The sequence below is a fragment of the Bradyrhizobium sp. BRP20 genome, from assembly GCF_020194215.1.
GTDB classification, from domain to species: domain Bacteria; phylum Pseudomonadota; class Alphaproteobacteria; order Rhizobiales; family Xanthobacteraceae; genus Bradyrhizobium; species Bradyrhizobium yuanmingense.
In genome coordinates, this window is record NZ_JADYVY010000026.1 from 19,871 (window position 1) to 45,979 (window position 26,109).

21 protein-coding genes and 1 pseudogene are annotated in these 26,109 nt (G+C 57.8%); 14 read left to right on the forward strand and 8 right to left on the reverse strand.

Annotated features, from left to right (window positions below; translation table 11 throughout):
* Nucleotides 1–295 precede the first annotated feature (295 nt).
* The 6 genes and pseudogenes from I6F33_RS38680 to I6F33_RS38685 form a co-directional block, all read right to left on the reverse strand.
* Nucleotides 296–706 carry a helix-turn-helix domain-containing protein gene (locus I6F33_RS38680; RefSeq protein ID WP_369418311.1) on the reverse strand — a complete coding sequence of 137 codons (411 nt, stop codon included), beginning with the start codon at nt 704–706 and terminating at the stop codon, nt 296–298.
* Nucleotides 707–1,112: 406 nt separating this feature from the next.
* Nucleotides 1,113–2,789 carry a helicase-related protein gene (locus I6F33_RS34675; protein ID WP_346657228.1) on the reverse strand — a complete coding sequence of 559 codons (1,677 nt, stop codon included), beginning with the start codon at nt 2,787–2,789 and terminating at the stop codon, nt 1,113–1,115.
* Nucleotides 2,790–2,801: 12 nt separating this feature from the next.
* Nucleotides 2,802–3,352: pseudogene (locus I6F33_RS34680) on the reverse strand (DEAD/DEAH box helicase); the annotation flags it as partial.
* Nucleotides 3,321–4,643, reverse strand: a complete 1,323-nt coding sequence (locus tag I6F33_RS34685) for an ATP-binding protein (RefSeq protein ID WP_225145518.1) — start codon at nt 4,641–4,643, stop codon at nt 3,321–3,323. The pseudogene I6F33_RS34680 and the gene I6F33_RS34685, both read right to left, overlap by 32 nt.
* Nucleotides 4,640–6,706 carry a TerB N-terminal domain-containing protein gene (locus I6F33_RS34690; protein ID WP_225145542.1) on the reverse strand — a complete coding sequence of 689 codons (2,067 nt, stop codon included), beginning with the start codon at nt 6,704–6,706 and terminating at the stop codon, nt 4,640–4,642. The genes I6F33_RS34685 and I6F33_RS34690 overlap by 4 nt, the downstream gene beginning before the upstream one ends.
* 547 nt (nt 6,707–7,253) lie before the next feature.
* Nucleotides 7,254–7,793, reverse strand: a complete 540-nt coding sequence (locus I6F33_RS38685; protein ID WP_225145519.1) for a DUF87 domain-containing protein — start codon at nt 7,791–7,793, stop codon at nt 7,254–7,256.
* Between the two features lie 1,278 nt (nt 7,794–9,071).
* Here I6F33_RS38685 and I6F33_RS34700 point away from each other — a divergent pair.
* The 6 genes from I6F33_RS34700 (at nt 9,072) to I6F33_RS34725 (ending at nt 16,162) form a co-directional block, all read left to right on the forward strand.
* The gene (locus I6F33_RS34700; protein ID WP_225145520.1) at nt 9,072–10,898 is read left to right on the forward strand and encodes a hypothetical protein; all 1,827 of its coding nucleotides are present in this window, start codon (nt 9,072–9,074) and stop codon (nt 10,896–10,898) included.
* A 122-nt stretch (nt 10,899–11,020) separates the two neighbouring features.
* On the forward strand, nt 11,021–12,028 hold the full coding sequence (locus I6F33_RS34705; RefSeq protein ID WP_225145521.1) for a M12 family metallopeptidase: 1,008 nt from the start codon (nt 11,021–11,023) through the stop codon (nt 12,026–12,028).
* Between the two features lie 79 nt (nt 12,029–12,107).
* The gene (locus tag I6F33_RS34710) at nt 12,108–12,344 is read left to right on the forward strand and encodes a hypothetical protein (protein ID WP_225130035.1); all 237 of its coding nucleotides are present in this window, start codon (nt 12,108–12,110) and stop codon (nt 12,342–12,344) included.
* A gap of 228 nt (nt 12,345–12,572) precedes the next feature.
* Entirely contained in the window at nt 12,573–13,571 is a 999-nt protein-coding gene (locus tag I6F33_RS34715) for a hypothetical protein (protein WP_225145522.1), read from the forward strand.
* Between the two features lie 706 nt (nt 13,572–14,277).
* Entirely contained in the window at nt 14,278–15,366 is a 1,089-nt protein-coding gene (locus tag I6F33_RS34720; protein ID WP_225145523.1) for an ABC transporter substrate-binding protein, read from the forward strand.
* Between the two features lie 4 nt (nt 15,367–15,370).
* Complete coding sequence (locus I6F33_RS34725) at nt 15,371–16,162, forward strand: hypothetical protein (RefSeq protein WP_225145524.1); 792 nt, start codon at nt 15,371–15,373, stop codon at nt 16,160–16,162.
* 1,585 nt (nt 16,163–17,747) lie between these two features.
* Here the strand turns inward: I6F33_RS34725 and I6F33_RS34730 are convergent.
* Nucleotides 17,748–18,050 carry a hypothetical protein gene (locus tag I6F33_RS34730; protein ID WP_225145525.1) on the reverse strand — a complete coding sequence of 101 codons (303 nt, stop codon included), beginning with the start codon at nt 18,048–18,050 and terminating at the stop codon, nt 17,748–17,750.
* Nucleotides 18,051–18,147: 97 nt separating this feature from the next.
* Nucleotides 18,148–18,624, reverse strand: a complete 477-nt coding sequence (locus tag I6F33_RS34735; RefSeq protein ID WP_225130044.1) for a DUF3833 family protein — start codon at nt 18,622–18,624, stop codon at nt 18,148–18,150.
* A 487-nt stretch (nt 18,625–19,111) separates the two neighbouring features.
* Here I6F33_RS34735 and I6F33_RS34740 point away from each other — a divergent pair, with 487 nt between their 5' ends.
* From I6F33_RS34740 to I6F33_RS34780, 8 genes are all read left to right on the forward strand, one after another.
* The gene (locus tag I6F33_RS34740) at nt 19,112–19,357 is read left to right on the forward strand and encodes a hypothetical protein (protein ID WP_225145526.1); all 246 of its coding nucleotides are present in this window, start codon (nt 19,112–19,114) and stop codon (nt 19,355–19,357) included.
* A gap of 56 nt (nt 19,358–19,413) precedes the next feature.
* Nucleotides 19,414–19,635, forward strand: a complete 222-nt coding sequence (locus tag I6F33_RS34745) for a hypothetical protein (RefSeq protein ID WP_225130048.1) — start codon at nt 19,414–19,416, stop codon at nt 19,633–19,635.
* Nucleotides 19,636–19,648: 13 nt separating this feature from the next.
* Nucleotides 19,649–20,071 carry a hypothetical protein gene (locus I6F33_RS34750; RefSeq protein WP_225145527.1) on the forward strand — a complete coding sequence of 141 codons (423 nt, stop codon included), beginning with the start codon at nt 19,649–19,651 and terminating at the stop codon, nt 20,069–20,071.
* A 472-nt stretch (nt 20,072–20,543) separates the two neighbouring features.
* Complete coding sequence (locus I6F33_RS38555; RefSeq protein WP_346657227.1) at nt 20,544–20,864, forward strand: Fic family protein; 321 nt, start codon at nt 20,544–20,546, stop codon at nt 20,862–20,864.
* Between the two features lie 416 nt (nt 20,865–21,280).
* Nucleotides 21,281–21,478 (forward strand): hypothetical protein, encoded by a 198-nt coding sequence (locus I6F33_RS34765; protein ID WP_225145528.1) that lies wholly within the window; start codon nt 21,281–21,283, stop codon nt 21,476–21,478.
* 845 nt (nt 21,479–22,323) lie between these two features.
* Nucleotides 22,324–24,456 carry a hypothetical protein gene (locus tag I6F33_RS34770; protein WP_225145529.1) on the forward strand — a complete coding sequence of 711 codons (2,133 nt, stop codon included), beginning with the start codon at nt 22,324–22,326 and terminating at the stop codon, nt 24,454–24,456.
* Between the two features lie 222 nt (nt 24,457–24,678).
* Nucleotides 24,679–24,885 (forward strand): hypothetical protein, encoded by a 207-nt coding sequence (locus I6F33_RS34775; protein ID WP_225145530.1) that lies wholly within the window; start codon nt 24,679–24,681, stop codon nt 24,883–24,885.
* A gap of 449 nt (nt 24,886–25,334) precedes the next feature.
* Nucleotides 25,335–25,718, forward strand: coding sequence for a hypothetical protein (locus tag I6F33_RS34780; protein ID WP_225145531.1), 384 nt, complete (start codon nt 25,335–25,337; stop codon nt 25,716–25,718).
* The last annotated feature ends 391 nt before the right edge of the window (nt 25,719–26,109 follow it).

A 26,109-nucleotide genomic window follows, 5' to 3' on the forward strand; every position in this document is an offset into this window, starting at 1 on the left:
CCCGGATCACTGCAAGCCGTTATCGGAGCCAGAGCTTAGCCGGCCGCGACCACGTCCAATCGGTCGTCGACTTCGCGAATCCGGACTCCTAGCCTCCCTGCTAGGAGCTCAAGCATCCCAAAACCACCTCCCTGAGGTCCCGATGCGCGGCATTTTCATAGATGAGCAGCAGCGAGTCTAGGGTCGGTTGAGACCCGTGTGCCGCGATCATGCGGACCGCACCGGACGCCCCATTATAGGTCACGGCATAGGTTGGAGCCATCGCGAAGCAGCGTGCCCCCTTCGACGGAAGTGTTTAGAGCGAGATGAGCCCATACCGGAGGCCGATAACGACCGCGCTGATCCTGTTCGTCGCCCCAAGCTTTCTCTTTACGTTGCCGAGATGAAACTCGACGGTTTTCTCGGAAATCCGGAGAATCCCACCGATCTCCCAGTTCGTTTTCCCCTCTTTGCACCATTCGAGGCAGGCGACTTCCTGCGGCGTCAGGAGCGGATTGTCGGCGCCGGGCACTTCACAAGTGAACGACTGCGTCGGGACTGGATCTGCACCGTCGTCGCAGGGCAGCGACTCTCCATCAAGCTGCGCGGCAAACGCATCGGCATGTATACGATGTTTTTCGAAGCTTGATTGGTGCGACGCAACGCAGCGCTGACCTTGGTACTCGATAGCGTCGGAGATCAATATGTGAGATCGATTGGAGGGCATTCGGCAAGACACACGTTCTTTCGGCGATGCCGCCGATAGGTCAAAAGAACTTCGGAATCCATGTAAGCGTCAAATATGCGCACAAACTTAGATTGAGTTCGCCTTCGGGCGCAATGAATTTCTGCTGCCGTGAGTGAAAAGCAGGCCTCGGCGTCACGGCAGGTTCCCTCTTAAGGCGAGCTCCAACCCTAACGACCACGCTGCGCTGGTCGGCGGCCGATTGCGAAGCCGCCGGCCCGAATGGCTTGCGTCCGGGACCGAGGTCGAGGGAGTCAAGCTGAGCGGGAGATTGAGCTAGCTAACAAATTCGAAGATCGCTCCCCAGACTAGGACCGGAGCCGATCGCGGGAGCGCGCTAAATCAGCGAGCTTATACATTTTTCCCCTCCGCTACGCCTCGTTGTGGATCAGATACTCCGAGCTATGCCCGGTATCGCACCAATTTCGCAGGTATTCTGTCGGCCCCACAGCGTTCTTGCAAGTTCGGCAGGGACCTGATCTTTGAACTTCCCAGCCGTGATATTCTGGACCGCCGAAGAAACCCGAACTGCGTCTGCAGCAGTGGAGTCCGCCAGACTTGCGAGTTTAGATCTTGCCATCGCGACGGTCGTTTCGGATAGGGTCAATCCCAAATCATGCACGTGGCCGGGAAGACCAACCATAGCGGCAGCAGCTCCAAAAACCGCCGTCACCTGCGATCCACGCCACAGAAAGACGTGAACGTCCTTCTCCTCCTGAAGCACGTTCGTGGTGTCAAGACCTAAACCGCTGAAAGCCTCCCGGCCCTCCGCCAGCAAATCGCGCGCTCTTTGGTCCAGATAAGTGGGTTCGTCCGACGCGAGATAGACAGCCTTCATTTCTGCGGCTAAGCGATCGTGTAATCGCTCGCCATCCGCTCGCTCGAACCGTGGCACGACGCCGCCGGGGTGAGGCGCCACGAAAAGTGTGTTGGTCTTTTCGTCGAGATCTTGCACAATCCATCGTTGCCCGGCAAAAACGACAAGGCTATCCTTATGGACCGGGAACGATATCGGCAATGTCCCCAGTGTCCTCCCGGACACAGTAAGCCGCCACTCCTCCGCTGACTCGAATACGGCAAAGAAGTTGCGCGATTGAACGACTGCCTCTCCTTCGTTGGCCAGCATGATCGTGCCGTCGGGTGCTTGCTCTATAAACCGGATCTCGTCAGATCCCAAGTGCTTCAACAGAAGCGCGAACTCCGCAGCAGAAATCATCGCGAAGGGACCAGAACCGCACAGCAACTCGTACAGTGGGCGGGCCCGTATTCCGCCGCGCTCGGCGATCACCGAAAGTATCTGGTGGACTAGCGTGGAGGCAACCTCGGGTACCTGCCCCGCCGGCTCGACGAATTTCTCGAGCAGGAGTCGGATGACGGCCACCGATCGTATTGTGTTCGAGCGTAGTCGGTCGATGACACCCGTATCCTGATCGGTGTTTGGTTCACGAATGTAGATTCTTAGGACCGACGGAGTACCCCTCCTGCGTCCCGTTCGCCCAAGGCGTTGACGTAGAGAGGAGAGTGATCTCGGCGCACCTATTTGGGCAACCGACTTCACCGATCCGATGTCGACCCCCAGTTCGAGGGTAGACGTACAGATACCGGTCGTCGGTAACTTTCCGTCTTTGAGGCGGTTCTCCAGCTCCTCGCGGATGGTTTTCGAAAGACTCCCGTGATGGGGGTAAAATTCGTTGGGCACTTTCGCCTTTTCAGAGCGCCTCCTGAGCCGATCCGCGGTCGATTCCACTGTCCGACGCGAACCGCCGAAAACAAGATTGTTGGTTCCTCTGAGTGTCGAATAGAGATGGTCCGCAATGTCGTCCAGAGCTATGCGCCGAACTACCGCCTCTTCTAGCACGCCGCTCGCGCCTTCAGCGTGATCTGGGTCGTCCAGCTGCGGAGGCTCAACATAGCCCCGAACCTGAAGTCTGAGTTCGGGTGAATCGGACTTGGCTTCCAGGATTTCGACAAGCTGAGGCGTCGTGGGTCGAAGCCAAGCGGCGGCCTGACCGAGGTCGCCTATCGTCGCGGAAAGCCCGATACGTCGCGCCGGCCGCGACGACACGGCATCGATGCGCCGCAAAAGACTAGCGACATGGAGACCGCGAGCCCCCTGAAGAAAGGAATGCAGCTCGTCCACGACGATGAAGTCCGCCGAGCATAATAATCGCTTCGCGTCGCCCGGACGGCGGACGAACATCGCCTCGATGGATTCGGGAGTGATCAGCGAGATCCTCGCGGGTCGGCCATTGCCCGTTTCTTCGCGGTCTGTGGGGCATCTCCATGCCACTTCACGACCGGAATGGCCATGTTTTCGCAGAGTTCGTCCAGCCGCTTGAACTGATCGTTGATTAATGCCTTCAACGGGCTGATATAGAGGACCGAGAACCCAGCGAGCGCCCGATCGGCAACGCTCGTGAGAACTGGCAGAAACGCGGCTTCAGTCTTCCCTGCTGCCGTGGAGGCGGCGATCAAGATGTCGCGGTCGCCGTCCAGGACTGAGATGATGGTACGGGCCTGTATTTCCCTGAGCTCGTCCCATCCCTGATCCCGGATCCACCGGCGGATCGTCGGATGCAGCTTGTCGTAAGCCCCCTCAAGATTTGAGGCGGAGGCTGGTGAGCTCATCGTCGTCCCCGTTGTTAGGCGTCGCTTCCGCTACGTCGTCGGGTGCGTCTGGAGCGATCGGCACTTGTTCAAGAAGATCCTGCCACCGGCTGTCCGGGTTCTGCTCCAGTACCGACAGCATTTGAACGAACGACCTTATCGTCGAGCGCGGCGTACGGAAGTATGCGGCCCCGATCTTTCGGTCGCAGTGCTCCATGAAGGCGGTAAGCGCATCGTCGGGAACCAGATACTTCGTGGGATCCCCGCCCGCAAAGACCATCCTGATGTTTCCGAGGAGCACAAGCAGATCCTCAGGCGTCAGGCTCTGCAGCCTGATCACGGGGCCCGACATGTCAACGAGACCGCCCGCAGCGAAGGAATTCTCGGCTAGCCGCGACTGAAGAGCTTCGTAACTGAACATGCCCCTGCGCGTGTCCAGAAGAAACTCTGGCGTACCACACATAACGAAACCGATGCCTGATGTATTTCCCTGAAGCGCATCGTTTACAATGTTGAGTACTTGCTCGTAGTTCTGCTTTCGCGCTTGAGCGCTCTGGAGCTTGTAGATGTTGGCCATCTCGTCGATCATAACGAGCAGTCCCGCGTAGCCCGCGACTCTTACCAGGCATGCGAGCGATTTAAAGCTGTCGTAGAGGTTCTCGTCATCGATGATGGTCCGCACACCGAGATCTCTCTTCGCATCGGTACGGGTCGAATACTCACCACGAAGCCATCGGATAGCGTTTTGCTTGAGAAGCTCGTTCGATTCCTCGCTGCCCCGCCAGAATGCCTTCAGCACGGTCGCAAAATCGTACCCACCGGCTAATTGCGCAATCGCTCCGAGCTTTTCGTCGATCACCTTCTCGACAGATACGCTCTTCTCCGCCGCCTCCTTTGCGGCGTCAGTCACCAGGCGCTCGACGACACTTTGGAGAGCTCCCCCTTCAGGCTTGTTGCGCGTTGCCATATTGTTGACGGCCTCGGAATAGAGTGCCCGGGCCTGCCCCCCACTTGCCTGAATACGCCGATTGGGCGAGAGGTCGGCATGCATAGTCACGCATTTTCGCTCGAGCGCGATTAGCCTGACTACACTGGCAAAGAAGGTCTTCCCAGCCCCGTATTCGCCGATAACGAACCTGATCGCGGCGCCCGCGTCGGCAATGCGATCGATGTCCCGAAGCATCGCGGCGATCTCCTTGGCCCGCCCGACCTGGATGTGAGGCAATCCGATGCGTGGGACAACGCCGGCGGAAAGAGCCTGGATAATAGTATCGCGTTCGCGTGGACGGATCGTCTTGACTTGCTTGCTCATGCGGCCTTAGCCTTCATCTCGGCGATGCGTTCTCTCAAGTGCGCCGCTATCACGATTTCGTCTCCCTCTTCGATCAGCGGCTCGTCGAAGTGGTCGAACGACCAGTCATTGATGCGCTCAATTGCGCCGTCCGGCAACAGGCGGACCTCCTTCGCATGTCGCTCAAATTCCGTACGCGACATTGATCCACGAAGCTCAAGTAACTCGACCAATTCGCCGTGAGGACCGTCCAATCCTTCCAAGGATTGATCGGCTGGGAGTGGAGAGGCTTGGACAGGAGGCGGGCCTTCGTCGGTAAAGATGTTGGCGAGCAAGGCGGACACAGCTTCCGTATCCTTTCGGGTCTTCTCCAAGCGGACCGCATCGATTCTGATGCCCGCCGAGGGAGGAGCCGGGGGCGCCTGCTTTGGAATGGGGATGCCTGCCGCCCGAGCCTCCTCCGTCAATGCTACCGGCTCGTCCTTCTCGGCGGCAGCGCGGTGCAGACCGGCATACACACGCTCCGTCGGCAGACCTAGCGACTTGTGTAGTCGCTCAAGGAACTTGACCTCTCCGGCATCGATATTCTGATTTGCGCCGATCACCGCGACCGCAGCCTCGGCTATTGCTTGCCGCTCGCTTTGACTGGTTTCCGCAAGTTTGCGCATGACCCTGTCGCGCTTGGGCGGATTGTTGAATGTGATGACGGCGAACGCGATCAGTCGGGCTTGTTCTACCCCCGATAGGTCGTCTTCCGCCCTAATCCTTGCGATGGTACGCTGTAATTCCTCGTACGATGCATCCCCGTCGGCCGCAGCGGCCAGGACAGCGACTTCGATCTGCGCTCGCATCGCTCGAAACGGCGCCCTGGCTGGATCCACCGGGCCGCCGTCAGCCGCCCGGAACACGAACACTTGGTCGTCCGCCCGAGGCGCGCCGCTCCCGTATCGGCGATCGGGCTCTATTGCGATCCCAACGACATCCAAGGCGCCGCTCAGCGTATCCAGAGCGGCGCTTGGTATTTTGCCTCCTTCCGGTATTTCGATCCCAGCCATCTCCAGGAGCACCTGTGCGGTCGTACTGCCGCGGCCTTGGCTTCCTACCAGGGAATCGATCTGGCGCCTGAAGTCTTCCACGGGACCGACTTTGGCCGCCCGTTGAAGATCGATAGGAAGAAGCGCCGCCGCGGCCATCGAATGCCTTGCTGCCGATTTCCGACCGACCAGACGGCTGAAGCTGTCGAGCTCATTTGTGCAATCGTCTAGCAAAGTCCTCAAAATCTCTAAGTCTCGTACGAGGAGGCTCGCATCAGGCTGGCGCTGATGTTGTCCTGGAACGTCGATTTCGAACGCACCGCTCGCAGCACGATACCGCAGCCAGACGTTGCCCTTGGAATTCACGGCAAAACCCTTGGGAAAGCGTGTGCCGAAACGCAGCTTCCACAATGCGACAAATTCTTCGAAGCACCTCACGGCCGGGGTTCTAAGATAGGTGTCCGGCATCGCCATAACCCAATAGAGCGCGTCGTCAGCCGAAACGCTCGGGGACGCTGCGAGCCGCTCGGCCAGATACAGACGCGTGGCGAGCTCCATCTCCGAACCGACGCTGCGTTCGGCAGAAAGGGGTGGCAACGCCAAGCGGATGCCGCGCGATATCCGAACAACGTTGATGAATTTCGTGGCGTAGTTCTGGAAGGAATTGTTCGCACCGTAGATCGAAAGCAATCTTTCGACTTCTTGAATAACCGCGGGAACGTCTGACCCTTGATCTATGAACACGCGGTGCTCAAGGCCATAGAAGAAGAGAAACACATATCCAATGCCGTAGCTCGGATCTCGCCGTCCAGTACGCATCCAGTCCAAAAAAGAACGTCGGGCGGCCGGCGAGATTTGCTCGTACGATGGCCAATAAGGCATCGACTGACCATCGACATCGGGCTGCCGCGAGTACGCCGGCAGAGCGGGATTTATGGCATACTGCCTGGTCTCACCGGTCGGCCCAGCTATCAAGGCGCCGTAGTAGAACATGCCCCCAGAAATTTCTGCCTTGCCGAAGACTGCCCTTTCGCCCGCCGCCAACCACACTGCCGGCGACTCACTCGAACGAAGCTTGCTTATCGCTGGTGGCGGGCTTTGACCAGAACTCGGAAGCTCGGGATGCCCGTCGGAAGGAGAAACGCTCTGCGACCTGCCCCTCAGAGCGAGATAGAGGAGCCAAACGACCCCGGCCGCCAAAACAAACGCTCCTATTGCGGCTGCGTGTTCCACAACGAACCGGTAGATGGCCATAACGGCCGCCACCAATCCGCCGATCAGGATCAGAAAGATGGTTCCGGCGTCAGATGATTTACCCCGTCGTCGCCCCATGGAATTGTAGTCTCTAGCCCGCGCCCTGTAGCCTTCCTTCGCGCGACTCTTGCACGATGCACCACTCGCGGCAACAGCGTGGCGATAGTCAGTCACAAGGAGGGAAGTGCCGTTCAACGAGGCTCTGTGCCACCCTTATTCGACCACAGAGCTGGTTCCGTGCCGTCATACGAAATCGGCGTAGCCGCATCAGCGCCCGTACACCCTAGGGATTTCCCTAGGTGCGAGCAGCACACTATGGGATCGCAAAAGCCCTGTCGGGCACCTAAGGCGATATCGCATTAACGCTTAGTCCCCGTTGAAACGGTGAATTGCGGTAGGCCTCACCTATGAGCTTAATCTCCAACGTACACTTGGCTGATCGCGCCGTCATGAGCGGATCCTCTCCTGGCACTGCCACCGCGCCGACCATCGAAACGATCCCGTATGCGTTGAGAAAACCGAGAGGAATGCGTACAAAGCTTCCTATCTGACCCGATAAACGCGGCCGTGAACAATGGGGCTCGTTGACGGCAGATCTGGCGAGAGCGTAGCGTAGAACGTCGCCCCGACTACTCGTCTGACCGTGCGGCGCCGTATTCGCTATGCGAAAGGATCCTGTTGTGAGGGCCTTCAAAATTGCTGCGACGGTGTTCGATTTTCCTGCGCCGGTCGATCCAACGATTGCAGCATGTCGCGTAACAAGTTTATCCAGATCTAGCGTGGCTTCCAAGCTCTCTGAAGCGGAATGGCTACCGATGGCTACTGGAGCTGACCCGCTGGGAGCATAGATCTTGCTAAGGTCGTCTTCAGTGACGACGTGCACCTCATCATCAACGGTGATCTAGAGAAGAACCTTATCAAACCACTCAAGGGATCCGAAATCTTACGGTCTACGGGCCTGATGCGGCGCTGGTCGGCGGCACTAAGGGGTCCCTGTGCTGTCGGCGGGCGGGACTTTGATGCTTTCAATCGCGAGCGCGGACGGAAGAGCTGAGTAACACCCAGCTAAAGCTCGAACAGATCCGTAATGCCATCCGGACCCGGCGCGATCTCTTCGATGAAACGCGAAGGAAACGAATACTTGAAGAAATTGAATATTCTGACGGCTACCTTCACCAAGTGGTGGACGAATTTGAGACAAGGAAGGTGACTTGGTGTGATGCGTATTGTCGCATTTCATCGTCGTGCAAGACATTAATGGATTTTCGGCGAAAGTCAGAGATCTGTAGAGATTGAGGCTGATATTCAGATCATGCGTGACGCGAACGGCACCGTGGATCGCTTCGGTGCGTTTCAAAACGATCCTCGGGAAAACTGGCAACCAACGGCACAAACGGGTTTCCGATGCCTGCATGCTGCTCCTAATACGAGAGATGCGGGACATAGTTTTAGAGCTCCAGGGCCGATTATGCGCAGGTCGCGTTGTGCGCGAGTCCATCGACTGCCGCATCATCACCGAACGACGAAATGTCTAATAAGATCCAAGAAGATCGCGGTGCGCTTGAAGGGGTCGGCTAATGTTCGAACCACCGTCCGCGCGATGCGAATTCCCGAAAGCCAATGCCCGGTGCCAAACGGCTCTGCCGCGAGACAAGATGCCATCAGCATCGAACTTTCTAGATTCGAAGCCGCGAGCCTCTCATGAGTGCGACGACGGTTGCGCGACAAGTTGTCCCAGAGACAAAAACTACCTGACGGTTGAGATTTGGACTAAACTACGAAATCTGTCGTAGGGCAGCATATTGACCTTCGAGACCCGAGCAGGCAACGCGACAACCGTGGCCGCGGCAAGCGTCGACTGCGCGAGTTACTTTACCTTTAGCAATACTCTTCGCGGGCACATTGGCGGACCCGCCATTCTTGGCAAGAATTGAACTAAGTTAGGCTGCTAAATGCGTAGGGTGGCTTTTTTCAAGCTTGTAGAGTGAACCAGCTCACACACCGGCGGCCAAGGACGTTGCAATATCTGCGTGCCGCTTTTGACGTGCGATGTCGATAAACTTGGGTCGCCATTCGTACAAAAAGTGTTTCGGTGACCCGGGTGAAATCTACGCCAAAAGGATCGCGCTCTGCTGGCTGAATTGTGCTGGGGAGTCGTTTTATGGATATTCAGGCGCACCCGCCCCTTCCTTACGTGAAGCCTGAAAGGGCATCGAGTGTACCTTTCCCGAAGATCGGCAAGGTACAGCGTGAGCTGACTGCATCGGCCAACTATTTTGTAGTGGACCCGGTCTTTCTAGCTACCGCCTCTTTGCAACCGTATCAACGAACGCATCAGGACCCGATCCATCGGCCGCTCAGGATCTACACGCTTGATCCAGCGGCGAGTCGGCAGGATGGCGCTGTGGCCGTGTTAAATGTCCCATTCGAGCGATTGCGCTCGGGGCCCGCGGGCAGCATCCTGGAGGTGGTCGATTGGGACGAGACGACGGGGCGGCTCAACAAGCCGGTCGAGTTGGATGATCCTCGCATCCTGATAGAAAATGGACGGCCCCCCTCGCCGTCCGACCCTATGTTCCGGCAGCAGATGGTCTACGCGGTCTGCGCGGCCACGTACGATGTCTTCAGACGCGCGCTCGGACGCGATCCGTGCTGGGGCTTTCACTCTCGTCCTGGTCAAGCTTATGCAAAGCTCAGAATTCGGCCACAGGCCTTCTGCGGCCGCAATGCCTATTACGATTCATCAGCAGGGGAACTCAAGTTCGGCTACTACACTGCCGATGGTAGCGTTCAGGGACGAAATCGACCCGGCGGTCGGGTGTTCACGAGTCTCTCACACGACATCATCGTGCATGAGATGACCCATGCGTTGCTGGACGGTCTTCGGCCGCGCTTTCGGCTGCCGACCCACCCGGATGTCGCGGCCTTTCACGAGGGTTTTGCCGACCTCGTGGCGATGCTCATGCACTTCTCGTATTCGGATGTCGTTCGTGCCGCAATTGAGAGGTCAGGCGGCAAACTCGAGACCGATGCGCTGCTTCTGTCACTCGCTAACCAATTCGGACATACCACGGGTTCGGGCGGGCCGTTGCGATCGGCCATCGATGCAGCGGGGCTGGGACAAGACGAGGAGCGCAGCGTCCGACGATATGATCAAGCTGGCGACGAACCGCACGAGCGTGGCTCGCTTCTAGTAACGGCCATTTTCGAAGCATTCGCGACGATACTTCGCCGGAAGACAAAGCGATTCATTCGCCTGGCACGTCTAACTCCCGGTGAGGCTCCAGGTTCGGAGCTTTGCGAAATTCTCGCCGACCAAGCAAGCACACTGGCATCACAGTTCCTTTCGGTTTGCATACGTGCCATCGACTACTGCCCGCCGTTCGACCTGTGTTTTGGCGAGTATCTGCGAGCAGTTATCACTGCGGATTTCGATCTCGTTCAGGACGACCCCTTCGGCTATCGCGAGGCCATCATCGATTCCTTCGCCCGTCGGCGCATCTACCCGGATGACGTGCCCGATCTCGCGGAGGACACTCTGCTATGGCGACCACCTGACAAGCAAATGGAGCCGATCGAAGACCTGCACTTCAAGAGGTTACGTTTCGCGGGCGACCCGGGAAGAGCAGCCGACGAGACCGAACTGCGCCGGCAGGCCGAAGCACTCGGATCCTACGTCATGCGGGCAGGGTACGCACGCGCGTTCGGCTGCGCTTTACCGGGCGACGTGCAACTGAACGGAGATCACGTCGATCCTGCAGTTGTTGGTTCTATTCGCTCCCTTAGCCGCATCGGCCCGGACCGGCAGGTCACCTTCGATACGGTCGCCGAGATCACCCAGCGGCGTTGGTGCAAGCAGATATCGGGAACGTCCACTGAAGTCATCGGCGGCTCAACCGTCATCCTCGGCCCGGACGGCCGAGTTCGCTGCAATCCGAAAGTCCGTGACGGATCAACGCCGAATACGAGCGCAAGCAGACCATCTTGACGGTAAAGGCGGTTCGAAGAGATGGACGAAGCGCGGCAGCCGCCACCAACTGTCGCGATCCGGTATATGCCATCTCTTTGGTGGAACAGTCGGTGTCCAGCAACCAGCAAGAGGAGAACGACATGAGCGATAGCGAACAGAAACTCCGCCAAGCATTAATGAGAATCGCAGAGGTGGCTCAGGCAGCGTCGGATACCGGACGGTATGTGGACGAGGACGATAAGCCGAATGGCGGCGAAGCTGCGCGGCGCCCCCATAACCACGCGGGTGGAAAAAACGCGCATTGTTCAATTAAGCAACTGCCCGGCCGTCTAGCCGAAAAAGCGGCAAAGACTGCAACGACCATCAATCCCATGAACCGAGTTAACTTCGGTGCCATTGGCTCCGTGGCACGCGGCCTGGTACTCTCGCCAGCAGCGATTGCAGTTTTGGTTGGTAAGTATTGGGGCCCGCAACAGCGCCGGCTCACGGTCAGCTTCCTGGATGGCGGGCCAAGTGATCTGCGCCGCCGGATCATTCAGCACATGAATGCCTGGAACCAAACCGCAGGGATCTCATTCGTGGAGACCCGTGGCGTGGGTAAGGTGCGCATCTCGCGAAATCAAGCAGGATACTGGTCTTATCTCGGGACCGACATCCTGCACATTCCCAGTAATCGGCCGACGTTGAACCTCCAGGGTTTCACCATGAACACAGCGGACAGCGAATTCCATCGCGTCGTGCGTCATGAAGCTGGGCACACGCTCGGCTTCCCGCATGAACACATGCGTGAGGAGCTGGTTGACCTCATAGACCCACAAAAGGCCTATGACTTCTTCCTGCGCACACAGGGGTGGTCTCGTGAGATGGTGGACCAACAGGTGCTGACACCGCTCAGCCAGGACTCGATAATGGCCACCCCACCGGACCAAGATTCGATCATGTGCTATCAACTTCCGGGATCGATTACCAAAGACGGTCAGCCGATCCGGGGAGGTTCGGACATCAACGCCACCGACTATGCCTTCGCGGGACAGATCTACCCGAAGGTTTCGTCAGAGGGTGCACCGTCGATCCAAGCTCAAATGGGCCTCGCCGACGAATGGTCGCCATCGGAAGATGTGGAGGTGGACGAGGAACTGGTGCCGTAACGCTTTGCCGCGCCTCGTCGAGATTCAGGCCTCCCAGGACCTCCCACCCGTGCTGCACGTGCGGGTGGGAGACGTACTGATGTTTGGAGCAAGCGGCGGTCGTCTTCTGGAAGGCGAGACGGCGATCGAGCTGTTAGGTGTCTTCTCGACCGGCGTACTCTCGGACGATGGCCGGGTGCTAAGCCCACTCGGACCGCCAACCAACATCTTGTTTCGTGCGCTTCGATCGGGGCAGGCCCGCATCGAGGTGATAAGGGGAGATCCATGGCAAGCTATCCCGCAACGGCACGAGATCGCGATTGTTGTCGTCGTCTGACGGCGCACCGAAGACCGCCCCCCTAGAAAGTCTGAGCGGAACGTCTCGTCGACCGTTAGCACGACTAAAAAACGGCCGGGCAATCGGCGGCTTGAAGACTTTAAAAATGGACCGGGGGCGTCTACTCACCACACTCGCCCCGTCCCGTCGACCCGCGCGCATTGCATGCTTCCAACGCCATCACACAGAAATGTGGCATGCTCAATTGAGCCTCGAGGAGAATTTCACATGCCAATCGGAGACAATCTGCCGACCCAATCTGAGCGATCCTTTCTCAATCTGTTTGAGCCGCCGCCACAGTTAATTGAACCCGCCGTACGCGCCTGCCGCCTATTCAACACGGCGCTGGATATCGTCTTTTACGATGTAGCGACGTTGGCCGCGCAGCTGGCCGAAAAAGACGCGTCCGTGCGAGCTCGGGAGGAGAAACCTCCCTCCCGGATCGTCCAGCTCGATGCACTCAGTGACCCTGAAGGCTCGCTTCTGCTCATCGACGCTAATACCGCACCCTATGTGCACAGATACACCAATGTGGAGGTCTTCTTGACTTCGCCTCACCCGGAAACGCGGGCTGTCGAGATCGTAACAATCACGGGGGTCGGTAGTTCGGCCCTTGGCAGCGCCGCGCTGGCGTGGGACATCTCGATAGCACTCGGAAAACCTGTGCTTGCCATCGTCCCGGGATACGGCATGGCTGACGTCATTCTGCAGGCGCTAGGGGGCTGGTTCGGCTTCGGCCTTTACGACTATCTGCATGCAAAGAGCTTGATCCAGAACGCTCTTGCCAATGCCGCGCCCCGGACAGCGAGCATAGGCCGCCAACTGCCCGCGTCTACGCCGGATGCGAAGACCCTGCACGGCGCGCCAGTCTTTCGCCACGGCTCCGGCTCCTCAGACGTTCTTCACGCACTCCTCCTTCATCGTGACGCGGCATTCAAGCTTCTGGTTGGACACAGCAAGGGCGCCCTGCAGATCGGCAATGCAATCAGATCCCTTCCACCGGACCGATCACACGAACTCCGGGTCGTAACGCTCGGCTGCCCGATTTCGACGGATGTCGAGGGCGTCAGCTACTATCAATACCTTGGGCTTTTCGACGCCCTGGGACAGCTCAACATGTGGGGACACAGGCCGAACCAATGGCCACCGACTTGGCACAGTACGAACCCCAAGTTGCCACCGGCGATGACGGCGGGGAAATACGCGGCAGATGCTTTTCCGGCCTGACTTCTGCTCCGCCCACGCCTGCTCGGTCGTTTCTACGTTTAGATCCGGGCACGTCGCTGATTTGTGGACAGCAACCTGATATTCTACGGTTGGTGCTACCTGACAGCGATCGCGGCGTCTCTAAGAAAGGAGCCAGACGTTAAGTTCGGAAAGCTTATCCCCTCAATCTGCATCATCGCCCCATTTGTTGTTTCGCCGGCTCCGGAACACCACCAACCTCTTCTCAACCAACTAGTTTCTCGGTTTGCGAAGGAGAGTATGAGCGGAGTTGTCCTGATCATGATGCCTTTACCTATTGTGGCACCATAAATGGCTGGGCAGAACAGGCTTGCAAGATCCAAAATTCACGTGAACTACCGAAGTATCGCTTGATCAAGCGCACGTAGACGAGCTTATTCGCTTCTATCAAGGATCTCCGATTGGGGGCTATCGGCCAAGAGATGCCGTGATGCCATTGGCACAGAGTTATCTCTGTTCACTGACTTCACCGATAAAGGTCAAGATCGCGGCAAGTGCTCCGCAGGGAAACGGGGATTACCGAGCGGTTCGAGTCGGCCGACCACAAATTTGCACGTCCCAGCTGGTGCCCTCTTGTTCCTCAAAGCTACCAAAGGTAGAGTTTGGAATTGAATCATTTCGCGCGTTTTATTGCTCGTCCAGAACTATCTGGACAGTACTTGCCATACTGCATCCATGGGAGGCTCACATGGGTCGCTGGAAAACGATCTTTGCAGTAGTCTTAACTTTACTCGTCATGCATCTTCCGGCAGAGGCGCAAGACCCAGTAATTCGTATCGGTGTAGTGGCGACCTTCACCGGTTTCGGGGCAAATGAAGGCCAGCAGTTTCGGGCCGGAGTATCCGCCGCTCAGAATGATCTGAGGCAAATAGCCAACCGACCGGTGGAGGTCATTTTCCATGATCATCAGAATAAGCCGGACATCGCGGTCAACAAGGCCCGCCAGCTTATTGCAGTCGATCGCGTCAACTTCCTGATTGCAAAAGGCGGCGCATCTGTAATGCTGGCCGTGTCCGGGGTGAGCGAACAGCAACAGACGCCAACCGTCTTGGTCGGGCTATCTAAGGCGCCGTTTTCGGACCAGCGACTAAAGTACTCATTCCACATCGGCGATAGCGCCGAGCAGCTTACAAAGCTCGCCGTTCGGTATGCGAAAGACAATCAAGATCGTCGTACGAGCTACATTTTTGAAAGCCAGTTTTTCGCCGAAGCGCTCAGCCGTGAAGCCCAAGTCAGCCAGCTGCCGTTGCAAAATTGGAATGGCACAGCTGGCTCGCCGGCGATTGTGTTCATGTTTGGCGGGGATACTCGTAACATTCGTTTGGACGAACTCCCATCAAACAGCCTTCTCATCGGTGGCATCAGCCTCCTGGAGATCGGCCGCCTCGGAAACCAGATCAAAGTGGCGGCCATCGCGCCGCACGATCCCAGCCTTCGAGAGCCACGTAGCTTGCCCAACTCCTTGAGGGACATGAAGGGAGCGGATGCCTACTATGGCTACGCAGCCTTTCAAATCCTGGCACGCGCCGCGCGGAATGATCCTGCTCCTGACCGAGTTGCTGCGAGCATGCGTGCCGACTCGTTCGATACCGTCCTTGGACAACTCAACTTTATGGCCGGCGGCGAATGTCGTCAGCCTAAGCTCGCCGTGTACGTCATGAACGACAATGGCTCATTCCAGCTGTGTCCCGACTGTGGCGGCGTTCACGATGGCTGTAATGGCTCCGCGTGCAAGTGCAAGGACGGCTCTTGCAACAACGACTGCTGTAACAAATAGGCCAATGATTTCCGATGATCCCAAGAAGGCTATCAAGTTTGTAGCCGCGTTCCTGCCAGGCTTCATTGGTCTGGGCCTCGCAAGTTATTTGGTCGATCTGCGGTTCGGTGAACTTGCATACGCCTTTATTTCGATTGCGATCAGCATCGCATCCTTTGGGATTGCCTCGCTCGCGATGCGGCAATGGCGCGCAAAGAAGCGGAAACCAGCGCAAGCAGTCGCAACGGCGGAGATAGTGCTGGCATATGTAGTCGCGCTGGTTCTCGGAATTTTCGTGTCGGTTGCCTACGATGATGATTGGGTGATCACGGCGGTGAACAAGATACCTTTCGTGTCGCTTACCAAAACAACTCAAGACCACCCGCTTTTATACGTACTAAAGAAGAGCTTCACCTGTGTGGCTGTGCGTCCTATCGATGCTCGTGAGAACAACACGCTGGTCTATACGAAGGCGATGGTACGAGCGATCGTAAAGGATTATGCGACCGTCGAGGGATTTATCCGCGTTTACCCGACCGAACTTGATCCCGCTCAGGTCTTTCTATCTCCTGCGTGCAAGATAGACGGAAAAAAGACGACAGCAATTCCTGGCCCTGGCGTTCTCGTGCAGACAGAAAATGTCATTGCTTGGGAGCTCATTGATGCGACCGCAAGCGAGTGTTGGAAGATCCACTACGGCAGCAAGCCGCCGTGTCTTTGTCCTTCGGAGGAGGTCAAAGACAAATACATGGCGCGAATGAACGTGGAAAGGCATGAACAACAAGACAAGTACCAGCTCTGCACGGCGGATAAATAGCCTGACTTCGGCAGCCGGCTGGCAGCATTTTCGCACGAGCCGTCAAGAAGCGAGTCTCTCAAGACGACCAAGCGGCCTGTGTTCTTACGTATATTTGTACGGTTTCATCCTTATATGAAACTCAAACGTGCTCGACTGAGCATTGACGATGAAAATTGATTGCGTCGCCAGCCTTCACGCCTAGGGCGTCGAGATCAATCCACGAGCCGTTGCAACTATCCAGCGGTTGCCCCAGCGCACGATAGATTCGATTCGCCCGACGCCGGGGACCACATCACCTCGTGCTGCCATTCGAATCCCATCGGGCCCTTCGAGCACCGCTGTTCCGCCGCGAACGTCCAGCACTGCCCAACCTGCCAGGGTCGTTGGTCTTGTCTCGGGAACCGACAGGAGCGGCCCCGCAGGCTGGATCGAGCCCGTCACAGACATGTCCACTTCGAGAGCATCCGCCGATTGCGCCGCATTTGGCGCTTTGGTCCCAGGCTTCGGAGCAACGCTCGCGATGAATGTGGAGGGCTGCCCCAAAGCAGGCGCTGTTCGCGAACCCGATGCAATCTTTCGGACGCCTTCGGCTTTACCGCCTGCCCTTGTATCTGGCATGCGGCGCGAAGCCGTTTCTACCTGAGCAGTCGGGTCGAGAGCCGAGATAGCTGCAGGACCGTACCAAGCGCCAGCCCAACCCAACGCAAAGCCCACCCCCAATGCGGCCGCCGCGACGAGACAAATAGTCAGTTTTGGAGGCCGGCCCGGCGCCAATAGCGCCAAGATCTCAGCTCGATTGGGGGTCGAGAAATCCGATTGATCGCGAGTGATGGGCCACGTGAGCTCGCCACTGCCGTGATCTGGGGCGATCGTGATCCTTTCCAAGGTATTCGCATGGTGCAATTGCATGCTTGGCTCCCTTGCGGTCGCCAATGATCGTACCGGGAGCTAAACTAACCCTTAACTGCCGGTGCGCTCGGCACGGCTAAAGAGAGGTCGTAGAGCGCGAAGGGGCTGCCTTCGCGAGAAGGAGCGCGCCCGGCTAGGCAGCCGTTGCGCGAGTAAAGGGCAGAATGGGACTACCAGCTCGAGAGACCGGGGCGCACGTGAATGCCGCGATACCAGGCCTAGCTTTGCCGAACTGGGCGAACTTTCAGAACGAAACTGACAAGACAAGCGAAAGGAGTGCGCTGTGACGTCGGTATCGGGACCTTTGCGTGGCCCTTTTTAACCGCCGCAGTTTATGGGTTGTATTTTCCTACCTTGGATTGCATATTTTTTTCCGTTGTCGACCGCCTGTTGCCTTTAACAATTATGGTTTCCTAATGAGTAATCGAGGTTGGGTTCACTATTCGACTATTCTGGGCGAGCGGGTCGAGGGACTGGTCGCACTATTTCGAGAACTGCAGACTCTCCGCCGCCGCCTACGAGCCACTCAGGCGAGAACGATTGTCAGGACTAGCCGTATCCCCAAAGCCAGTCGTAGACGGAGAGCACTTCGGCGGACATAGCTGTCGCGAGCTCGTAGAGCCGTTCAGTGCGATGAAAGAATTCGGCACTTCCGCTTTCTAGGAAGCTCGCGCCAGATCGCTCTACCGACACCTCATTGTCCAGTAATCAGGGTATCGAGTGTTGCAGATGGAATAGTCAGCAACAGCTCAATCGTGAAGTGAAAGAGCGTATTTTGGCGGCTCGTCATCTCGGCGGACAACAGCGCGCTGAAGATGTAATTGTAAAGTGAGAGAACAGCGTTGCGGAACCCTTCGTGCTCGGCGGGGGAGTAGGAGTGCGCGTCATCCAGACCGAGAACATGACCATCAAGCTGAAGCCGTGCTGGCAATGAAGAAGGCGATCGCAGCGACCTGTCCGGCCGAACGGACGAGGTGGTTGCAGGTGGCTTTGGCATGCAAGAGCTTGGCGCGCCTTGTCGAAGGATCGGTTCCTGCGCCTACAATCTCATCTTGATGCTGCGCCAGAGCGCTCGACATCCGCGGGCATTGGGATCACAGCTTCCGATAGGTAATGTGTGCCGTCGCAAACGGGATGCCCGCACGTCCGGCGCTCCCACGCACGATGCAGGCGCGATCATCTATTGCGTAGAACCAATCATCGAAATTCAATTTGATCGATTTACCGCCTGGTTGCGGCGTGTCGCGAGTGTACTTCCAATGAAAGGCGCAGCCGGCTTGCTCTCCAAGAGCCTCACCTTCCAGCCGGTTTTCCAATCCGGTGTACTTGCCTTCGTTACCTTTTCGTATGGTCCAGTGCATCGTGTCGCAATGGCCATCATCGAATGTGTACGTCTCGGTGAAGATCACGATTTGGGTATCTGTCTCGAATTCGCCGTGCGCCGCAATCGTCGCGCGCTTTAGCAATCCGCCAACGAGGCTTTCCAGCACCGCCCAGCCTTCGATCCGCCCCACAAAGAATTGCTCCGGAAGAAAGATCGGCCTTGTTTCTCTGAAATCCTCGATCGCCATCGGTAGCACCCAATCAAGGGATTCTCCGTACTAAGTCCCTTGTTACCCATTGGGTTCCGATTAGCCGCGCCTTGCAGCGCCGTACTTCAAGTTATTGCGGCCCGCGAATAAGGAAAGGGCCGCTCGGACATTCCGAGCGGCCACCGGGGCTAAAAACCAGGGCGGTGACCTCAGCTCCGGCGGCATCTGTGATAATTTAAGCTCTGCGGGTGAACAGCCCGGCGTGCAAAGTTCCGAGCCGAAGGTGGAGATCCGTTGCATCTCGGTCACAGAAAGGATGCCCTGGAAGCTTTTGGTTAGTGGCATTCGGCAACTAGATTTCAGTTTATTTCAAATCTGAGATCGAATTTGTAGCCAACTGATCCGCTCAGGCGCTATCTTCTGCATTCAGACCTTTTGATCGCGAAATTGTTTGGCTCACGTGATGAGCCGCTTTGAGTGTCTTCTTACAGAGCATGACCGCATGCGCGTTGTGTAGGGGATAGACATGTTGGATCACGAATTCAATGAACAGCGCGCTAAGTTACTGCGTGAACTCGCAGAGCAGGCTGACCCATTTGTTAAAAGGCGCCTCCTGAAACTGGTGGAGCGGTATGAACCTAAGGGGCGAGCAGCGCCGCTTCACGAGCTCACTTTGGGCCTCGGCGATGCCGCCGATCGCAAGCAAGCGCCACCTCCCGATCCGGGCGTACCGCCGTCTACCATCAGCAGAACACGGGTAAGTTCTGATTGAAGTTCGTCTTCTGAATATCCGTGCGTTCAGCCCGATAAAACCCGCAACTAGCAATTATGGCAATCCAGATCGTCATGGACCGCACCGGCGACAGCCGTCATCTCTTCAATCTTCACGACGCACAGGAATTGGTCAGGGCCGAACAGCGCTTCAATGAGCTGACGAAGGTTGGCTTCACCGCTGCGGTCCGTACCGGAACGGACCAGCTATCACAAATCAAATCATTCGACCGGAATGCGGAAGAGACCATCTTTTTTCCGAGGCTCGTTGGAGGTTAGTGGGAGCCCAGCCATGTTGGCCTTCCGATCGTTGGCCATGGGCAGCCGTTCTCGCATGAGAGCGACACGAGCCCTTTTCATCAAGCACGGCGCCGAAAGCACGCCGGAAGGCCGCTCGCTCCGGCTCTTGCGGGAGTGGCTTTCGCAGGCGCAACGCGAGCAGCTAGCTCGCAAAGGTTACTTCGAGGTGATCGGAAACGAGAGTGGGAGCCAATACAGGGTCTACGCCGGAACTTCCGGTAATGTTTGCGTGGTGGACGAGCGCGATCATCAGCAAGAGGGATTGTGTTTCATGCCGGTGGGCTCTCTGCCGATAGGAGACGTGATGCTCGCCCAGAAGATTGCGTTGGAGACATGCGAAGCCCACGTGCGCGCCGTGGCGAAGGGGTTCACTCCAAGTCGTTTTCATTTTAGGCAAGCCCGACTGCTCGGCTGACTGGCGGTCGCATCATTGCGCTTGCGAGTGGCGGCGCAGGCGTCCTGTTAAGTTGGTTCGCTGCTGAAGCTGGCCGGCGGAGTTTAGTGCTGGGGTTCATCCAATGCCTTGAGTCGCGCGTGGAGAAACGCGCTAGCATGGTCATAATTTGCATCACCGTCCACGACCGCGCGAGCGCGCGGATGGAGCACGCGACCGACCAATTTCGGACCGACTGCGCCAACACGCTCTGACCACTGGTGCAGACGTTCATCGGAAAGGTTTTGGCTCGACGTGAATAATTTCAGCCACCGAGATGCGCCGTCATGCTTGTTGTGGTGTCGGGCAACAAATGCATAGAAGGCGAATAAGCTTTGGACATCCTCACGGGATACTGCTCGCTGGGCCATGAACATTCTCTTGTGAAAATAATCATCAGCGAATCAAATACGGATAATACATTTCTCCGGGTGTCGAATACCAAGAAAATTAAATGCCGCTCGGAGGTGAGCTTCGAGCTCTGCAGCGCAGCGAACCTCCATTTAGCTGCTTTAATGCGAGCCGCGCGCAGCTTGGGCACACTGCCCGTCCGCGCTTTAGCGGAACGCGGCCCCCGGCTCTTCACCCTCCTCCCTTCAAGTGCACCGCCGGGTCGGGGCCGCTGGCCCACTTCCTCTCCGAACTCAACGTCATTCACGCGTTCCGCGAAGGCAATGGTCGCACGCAGCTTTCGTTCTTCCTCCTTCTGGCCGATCATGCCGGTCATCCCATCGACCTCGAAGATCTTGAGCCGGATACTTTCTGGATGCGATGATTGCTAGTTTTAAGGGGGACGAAGGACCTCTCGCCGTGGTTATCAGCGACCTGGTCACCTACTAGGCCCCTATCGACAGCTGCTCAAGACGCGACTTCCTTTCGTTCGTCGCTCGATCTCTTTTTAGGAGATCCGAACTCATGGCCGAAAAGGCTGCGACGCGTTCGCGCATGCGCGCGAGCTCCGCCTTTCAGGACAGCAGCATCCTGATTTTTTGAGCCATTTCAGAAGTCAAAGCCGTCCGACCCACACAGTCTACGCGGTCGAAGGCGAAGGTGATTCACGACCAAGGTCGGCGCCGCCTGGGCGCACGAGGACGGCGACGGCTACAACATCTCGCTCACGGCGGCCCTGCCGCTTAACGGGCGCCTGGTGGTGCGCACCGCCAAGGCCGATGCCAAGAACGAGGCGGCGCGATGAGCGCCGCTGCCTTCCGCCGGTTCGTCGTCAAGGCGTTTGAGTACGAAGAGTGGACGGTCATCGTCGAGGCCGGCAGCTCCGCCAATGCGATCCGCAAGGCCGAGGCGATCTGCCGGGCCGACAATTTCGGTGTAGCGAACCGCTTTGATCTCGGCTGGAAAGCCCAGCCGCTGGTTCAGGAGGTGCGCCAGTGAGCACCGCCGGCAAGCTCCCTTCGCAACCGCGTTATCCAGGGCCACTGCATCCAGGTCATGCGGCAGATGGCAACCGGGTCGGTGGACTTCATCCTGACCGACCCCCGTATGTCTGCCGATACAATCGAGTAGCGGGCAGACCATCCGCAATGACGACAACACGTCGTGGATCCGACCGGCATTTCGCGAGATGCAGCGCGTCGTGAAGAACCCCGGCCTGTGCCTGACCTTCTACGGCTGGGGCCGAGCCGATGTCTTCCTTGACTGCTGGCAGGCTGCAGGATTCCTGGCCTGTCGGCCATCTCATCTTTCCGAAGCGGTAGGCCTCGTCCTCCCGGTTCGTGAAATAGCATCACGAACAGGCCTTCCTCCTTGCCAAGGGTGACGTGCCCCTGCCGGAAAATCCGCCGGCCGATGTCATCGACTGGGTCTGCACCGGCAATCGTCTGCATCCGACGCAGAAATCCGCGAAGATGCTGCAACCGCTCATCGACAGCTTCTGCAAACCAATATCCTCGCGTCGCTTGCGGGCCGAAACGGTACGAGCTGCAGGAGCCAGAGCACTGCCAGTTCCGATCGGGCCGCTCGTTGAGCGATGCCAAGGGCGGACCGCCGCGAGACCACCGTGGCCCGGCGGCGCGCGGGAGAGCCGCGGCAGATCAACGCAAGGAGCTACAGCGACAGCCCATCGACCATTTCACGATCGGTCGCCGGCCGCCCGCCAGCTAGACCAAAAGTTCCCCATCTTGGGCATTGACGTTAGCATCGATACGACCCTAGGTTTTCCCAATTCATTTTACTGCTCGATCCGGTGGGTGCCTTCGAGGCCCATTAAGGAGACAAGCATGATTACTTATTTGATAGCCGCAGGCGGCGTGTTCGGGTTTCTCCTGACAAGGTACGTTGCCGCGCAGACCAGGGAAGGCTCACTCTGGCGCGCAGTATTGCGCAACCTCAATCGTTTCTTCCTGCCGTTCGCTATCGCCGGCATTATCTTTTCCGGCCTTCAGATATGGCTCTCCCTCACCGACGACCTCGAAGGAGCCAGCCGGACCATCCGGGAATTGGAGACGGAACTGGCCCGTTTGCGGACTGTGGCCACCTTTCTGAAACCCTCTCCGGCGCTGGAATTCTCTATTTATCTGGCCTTGATTTTTCTGTTTGTGGCACCCTTCTGGGCCAGCCATCGGACCGTAATTAGCGTCTTCAGCGGCTATCTTCGATCGGTAAGCTTCGCCTACGTCTGGCTGACGCTGCTGACCTCTCTTACCTTCTTCGGCGGCATCGTTGCAGGTCCTGATGGCTTGCTCGCCCAACGAATAGCGACAATCGAGCACCACATCGAACGGATTGATGAACGATATGCAAAGGCCCTTCTGGAAACGAAAGCCGTCCTTCTCGCCGAGCTGATGCCTCGTCTCGTGAAGACCTACGAGACGAAAAAGAAGGATGATGATGACCAGCAATGGCCACATATCGTTCTCCTGGCCGACAAGCTCCGAAAGGCGCTTGGGAACCTGCCAGGACAATATCCCTCTCTGCTGGACGGGCCTCACGGCCCCCCGAACGGACCAACACCATCACCTGTACGTCCGCCAGGACCTCCGCCTGCGAGCGCTTCGGTCGCTTTGTCATCGTTGAATGTCGACGAACCGCCGATCGTCAGGCCTCTTCCGCCTCTGGAGAAGCTGCAAGAGAAACCGGCATCCCAGCCGCTGAGCGAGCGCCGTGTTGCGCCCGCAAAATCGGATGCTCCCACCGCTACACCGCTCGCTCTCCAGTCGGTCGCGTACGCGTATCGTGGGCGGATCCAGCCGTTTGACCAGGCTCTTCGCCTCAAACCGACCTCGGTCGCCGTAACATTCCCGGATGTGCAGGCAACGCGTCCGCAATGGTCGCTCGAAACGGCCGAAGCGATTGAAAAGGAGCTGAAGGCGTCCTCGGCAGAAAAGCGAACTGTTCCGGAAGAACTTCTCGCTTCGACGGGAGCACGCGCAATTGGCGCCGCCTACGAGGGAAGCGTCGACGCCGTGATGGATGTTCTGAAGAACAACGAGGACCTCGGCCTGCCGCTAGGTTTCCTGGCCGGCTTTGTGGAAGCCTTCCTCAATGAATCAGTAAAGACCGCTATCGAACGAGCCATCGAGAAGCAGAGCGCACGGCTTGCGACCGGCGCGAGCAAGCTCGCAGCAGCGGTATCAGGATTCACGGACGACGTGGCCGCCGCTGTAGCCAAGGGGTTTGGGAGCAAGCTCCGCGCGCGCACTGAAGCGGTCGTCGCCAAGATCGATGCCATGGAGAAAAGCATAGCTGACGCTCAATCCAAGATTCCGAACGACATGCAGGCGTTATCGATCCAGCAGTTCGAGCCTCGGTGGGGCGGTCTCGCAGCCGTCTGGGGGCAGGCGACCGGTCGTCTTCCCGACGAGTTGCGCAAGCCAGCCGCAGAGGTGCTTGGCGAAATTCGTGAAGCAATCGAGAAGCTCGGACCTGTCGATCGAATGACCTTGCTTTACAATTGCGAGCAGGTCTGGCTCGACTCGACGGAGACAACCCGCCTCAGCTACATCTCGGCGATGCTCCGGTGCGAGGAGCTCGCCGGGCGCACCACCGCTTCCTTTCAGCAGTCTCTCCGCAAGGCGCTTCCCGGACTACTCGCTGGCGAAATTGCTGATAAAGGTCTTCTTGACATGGTTCCGTCAATGGTCGGCGATACCAAGATCAAGGACAAAGATCTGAATGAGCTAGTGGCAGCCCTGCAAAACGCCCGGTCCGACGCGCTCGGCACTCCCGGTGCAGCCGCTCGCTTCATTGCTGAAAGTCGCAAGGCTTCTCCATCGCGGGCTCGAAGCGGATTCATGGCGGCGATGGGAGCGACTTCTTGCAACATTCGCGGGGAGCTTGTGACAGAGCATTACGTGAACAATGTGCGCGTCTCGGTCACGCGAACTCCGATAACGCTGCCCTGTTTCCGGTAGCTGTTTCAGAGTTCTTCTCACCTCAAGAGGGCCTGCGATCGGGCTCGCGAGTATTGAGGATAGACCGCGATCGCATTCGTCGAGTGGCGGCGCCCCGACAAGAACGTACGGCTCGCGAGCGTATACTTGCCGCCGTTCTCTGAAGCCCTTGCGCGCAACACTCCTGCCACTCTGTTGAACAGACGAGGGACGAAGCGCCCGCCCCTTCCGTAAGCTGCAGGCATGCGCGTCGTCGTGCCCGCCTTGCTGCTCGCCCTATGGGGTGCCAACGCCGTGGCACAGGACTGGGGCAACATGGCCGTGATCTCATCGACGCTGGGCAACAACACCAATCGGCTTTGCATCGGCGACCACGCGCGGAGCTCGTTATCGATGAGTGCCGTAACGGTTGCCAGTTCTCGAATTGAGATAAGTCCCGCCACGGTGTGATGAGCCGGATCCGCCCAAATAGCTGCCGCCATGACTGGTCGTGTGATGTCCGCCGCCGTAGCTGACGCGCCCTCCATGTCCTCCGCGTGCGTTTGCTTGGCCGATCACGCCGAGCAGCAACAGACCGGCAACTATTGCAATCAACTTCATATTTCGCCCGCCCCTTTCGAATGTGGAAGCGTATCCAAGCGCAGCCGATGCGTGATAACAACCTTTGATACGCGCAAAATATGCAGCTTTGCGCCGAGAACAACTGGAGCCGAGCCGTTTTTCGGCGCGAGTAAGGCGCGCGCCTGTCCCCGAAACGTCTCGATCTCCAATGGAGCCGGTGACCTCGTCTGAATGCCCAATCCGATCGTGCAGAAATACCGCAGATGAACGACCCTCTACGCTGATTATCATCATGGCCGCCATGCTAGCATAGGCCTGCTACTTGCTCGGGGCCAACATTGTCATCACAGGAAATTTCCACCCAGTCGACTGCTGCAGCCGATCGGGATCTAATCTTCGTAGTGATTGAGCGTCATCGCGAGCTGTCGGCGCATTACGATGCGGCCTTGTCCGTATCGGCGAAGCTCGATGGGCCCGAGTTTGATGCCGCCGACGAAATCAGCAGTCAAAGGACCCATGCTCTCGCGGAGCATGCGAATGTGCTCATCCGTTCAACGCCAACGACGATCGCGGGCGTTATTGCTCTGACCCGTTACGTCGGCAGCCTACGAGAGTGGGAACTTCCCGATGATGATGCATGGTATCGGGTTTTCTTAGGAGGACTGGCAGACGCGATCGATGGAATCACCATGGCGCAGCGGCTTGGGCGAGACGGCGATTAACATGGCGCTCGCTTTCATCTTCCGCGGCATACTTTTCTGGGGGGCCATTGCTGCGCTTCTCTATTTCGTGTGGAATTTGCCCTTCTGAAGCCCGACGACTAGGGGCTCTCCCGAAGCTGATCCGTCTTGAAATCGTCGACCACGAATGCCTTGGGAGCGGCGCGGCAGGCGCGGCCTGATGGACTGCTGCAGAGGGAGGCATCGCTTGAGCTAGATCAAGAGAACGGCTCCCACCTGAGGCGGCCTTGAGTAACGCGGGCCCAGTGTGCCTAGGAGGCCGCGCCAGCTATCAGCCCCTTAAGTGCCAAAAAAATTCGTTTCCCTGGAAATTGGGATACATCTGGACATTACAAAACAAACGGCCGCACGAGCCGCTTTGGACCAGCCCTTG

Excerpts from the sequence above, each read along its gene's own strand:
- I6F33_RS38680 (WP_369418311.1), bottom strand. The coding sequence starts at position 706 with ATGCCCTCCAATCGATCTCACATATTGATCTCCGACGCTATCGAGTAC.
- I6F33_RS34685 (WP_225145518.1), bottom strand. The coding sequence starts at position 4,643 with ATGAGCAAGCAAGTCAAGACGATCCGTCCACGCGAACGCGATACTATT.
- I6F33_RS34700 (WP_225145520.1), top strand. The coding sequence starts at position 9,072 with ATGGATATTCAGGCGCACCCGCCCCTTCCTTACGTGAAGCCTGAAAGG.
- I6F33_RS34705 (WP_225145521.1), top strand. The coding sequence starts at position 11,021 with ATGAGCGATAGCGAACAGAAACTCCGCCAAGCATTAATGAGAATCGCA.
- I6F33_RS34710 (WP_225130035.1), top strand. The coding sequence starts at position 12,108 with ATGTTTGGAGCAAGCGGCGGTCGTCTTCTGGAAGGCGAGACGGCGATC.
- I6F33_RS34715 (WP_225145522.1), top strand. The coding sequence starts at position 12,573 with ATGCCAATCGGAGACAATCTGCCGACCCAATCTGAGCGATCCTTTCTC.
- I6F33_RS34720 (WP_225145523.1), top strand. The coding sequence starts at position 14,278 with ATGGGTCGCTGGAAAACGATCTTTGCAGTAGTCTTAACTTTACTCGTC.
- I6F33_RS34725 (WP_225145524.1), top strand. The coding sequence starts at position 15,371 with ATGATTTCCGATGATCCCAAGAAGGCTATCAAGTTTGTAGCCGCGTTC.
- I6F33_RS34730 (WP_225145525.1), bottom strand. The coding sequence starts at position 18,050 with ATGCCAAAGCCACCTGCAACCACCTCGTCCGTTCGGCCGGACAGGTCG.
- I6F33_RS34735 (WP_225130044.1), bottom strand. The coding sequence starts at position 18,624 with ATGGCGATCGAGGATTTCAGAGAAACAAGGCCGATCTTTCTTCCGGAG.
- I6F33_RS34740 (WP_225145526.1), top strand. The coding sequence starts at position 19,112 with ATGTTGGATCACGAATTCAATGAACAGCGCGCTAAGTTACTGCGTGAA.
- I6F33_RS34745 (WP_225130048.1), top strand. The coding sequence starts at position 19,414 with ATGGCAATCCAGATCGTCATGGACCGCACCGGCGACAGCCGTCATCTC.
- I6F33_RS34750 (WP_225145527.1), top strand. The coding sequence starts at position 19,649 with ATGTTGGCCTTCCGATCGTTGGCCATGGGCAGCCGTTCTCGCATGAGA.
- I6F33_RS38555 (WP_346657227.1), top strand. The coding sequence starts at position 20,544 with ATGCCGCTCGGAGGTGAGCTTCGAGCTCTGCAGCGCAGCGAACCTCCA.
- I6F33_RS34765 (WP_225145528.1), top strand. The coding sequence starts at position 21,281 with ATGAGCGCCGCTGCCTTCCGCCGGTTCGTCGTCAAGGCGTTTGAGTAC.
- I6F33_RS34770 (WP_225145529.1), top strand. The coding sequence starts at position 22,324 with ATGATTACTTATTTGATAGCCGCAGGCGGCGTGTTCGGGTTTCTCCTG.
- I6F33_RS34775 (WP_225145530.1), top strand. The coding sequence starts at position 24,679 with ATGCGCGTCGTCGTGCCCGCCTTGCTGCTCGCCCTATGGGGTGCCAAC.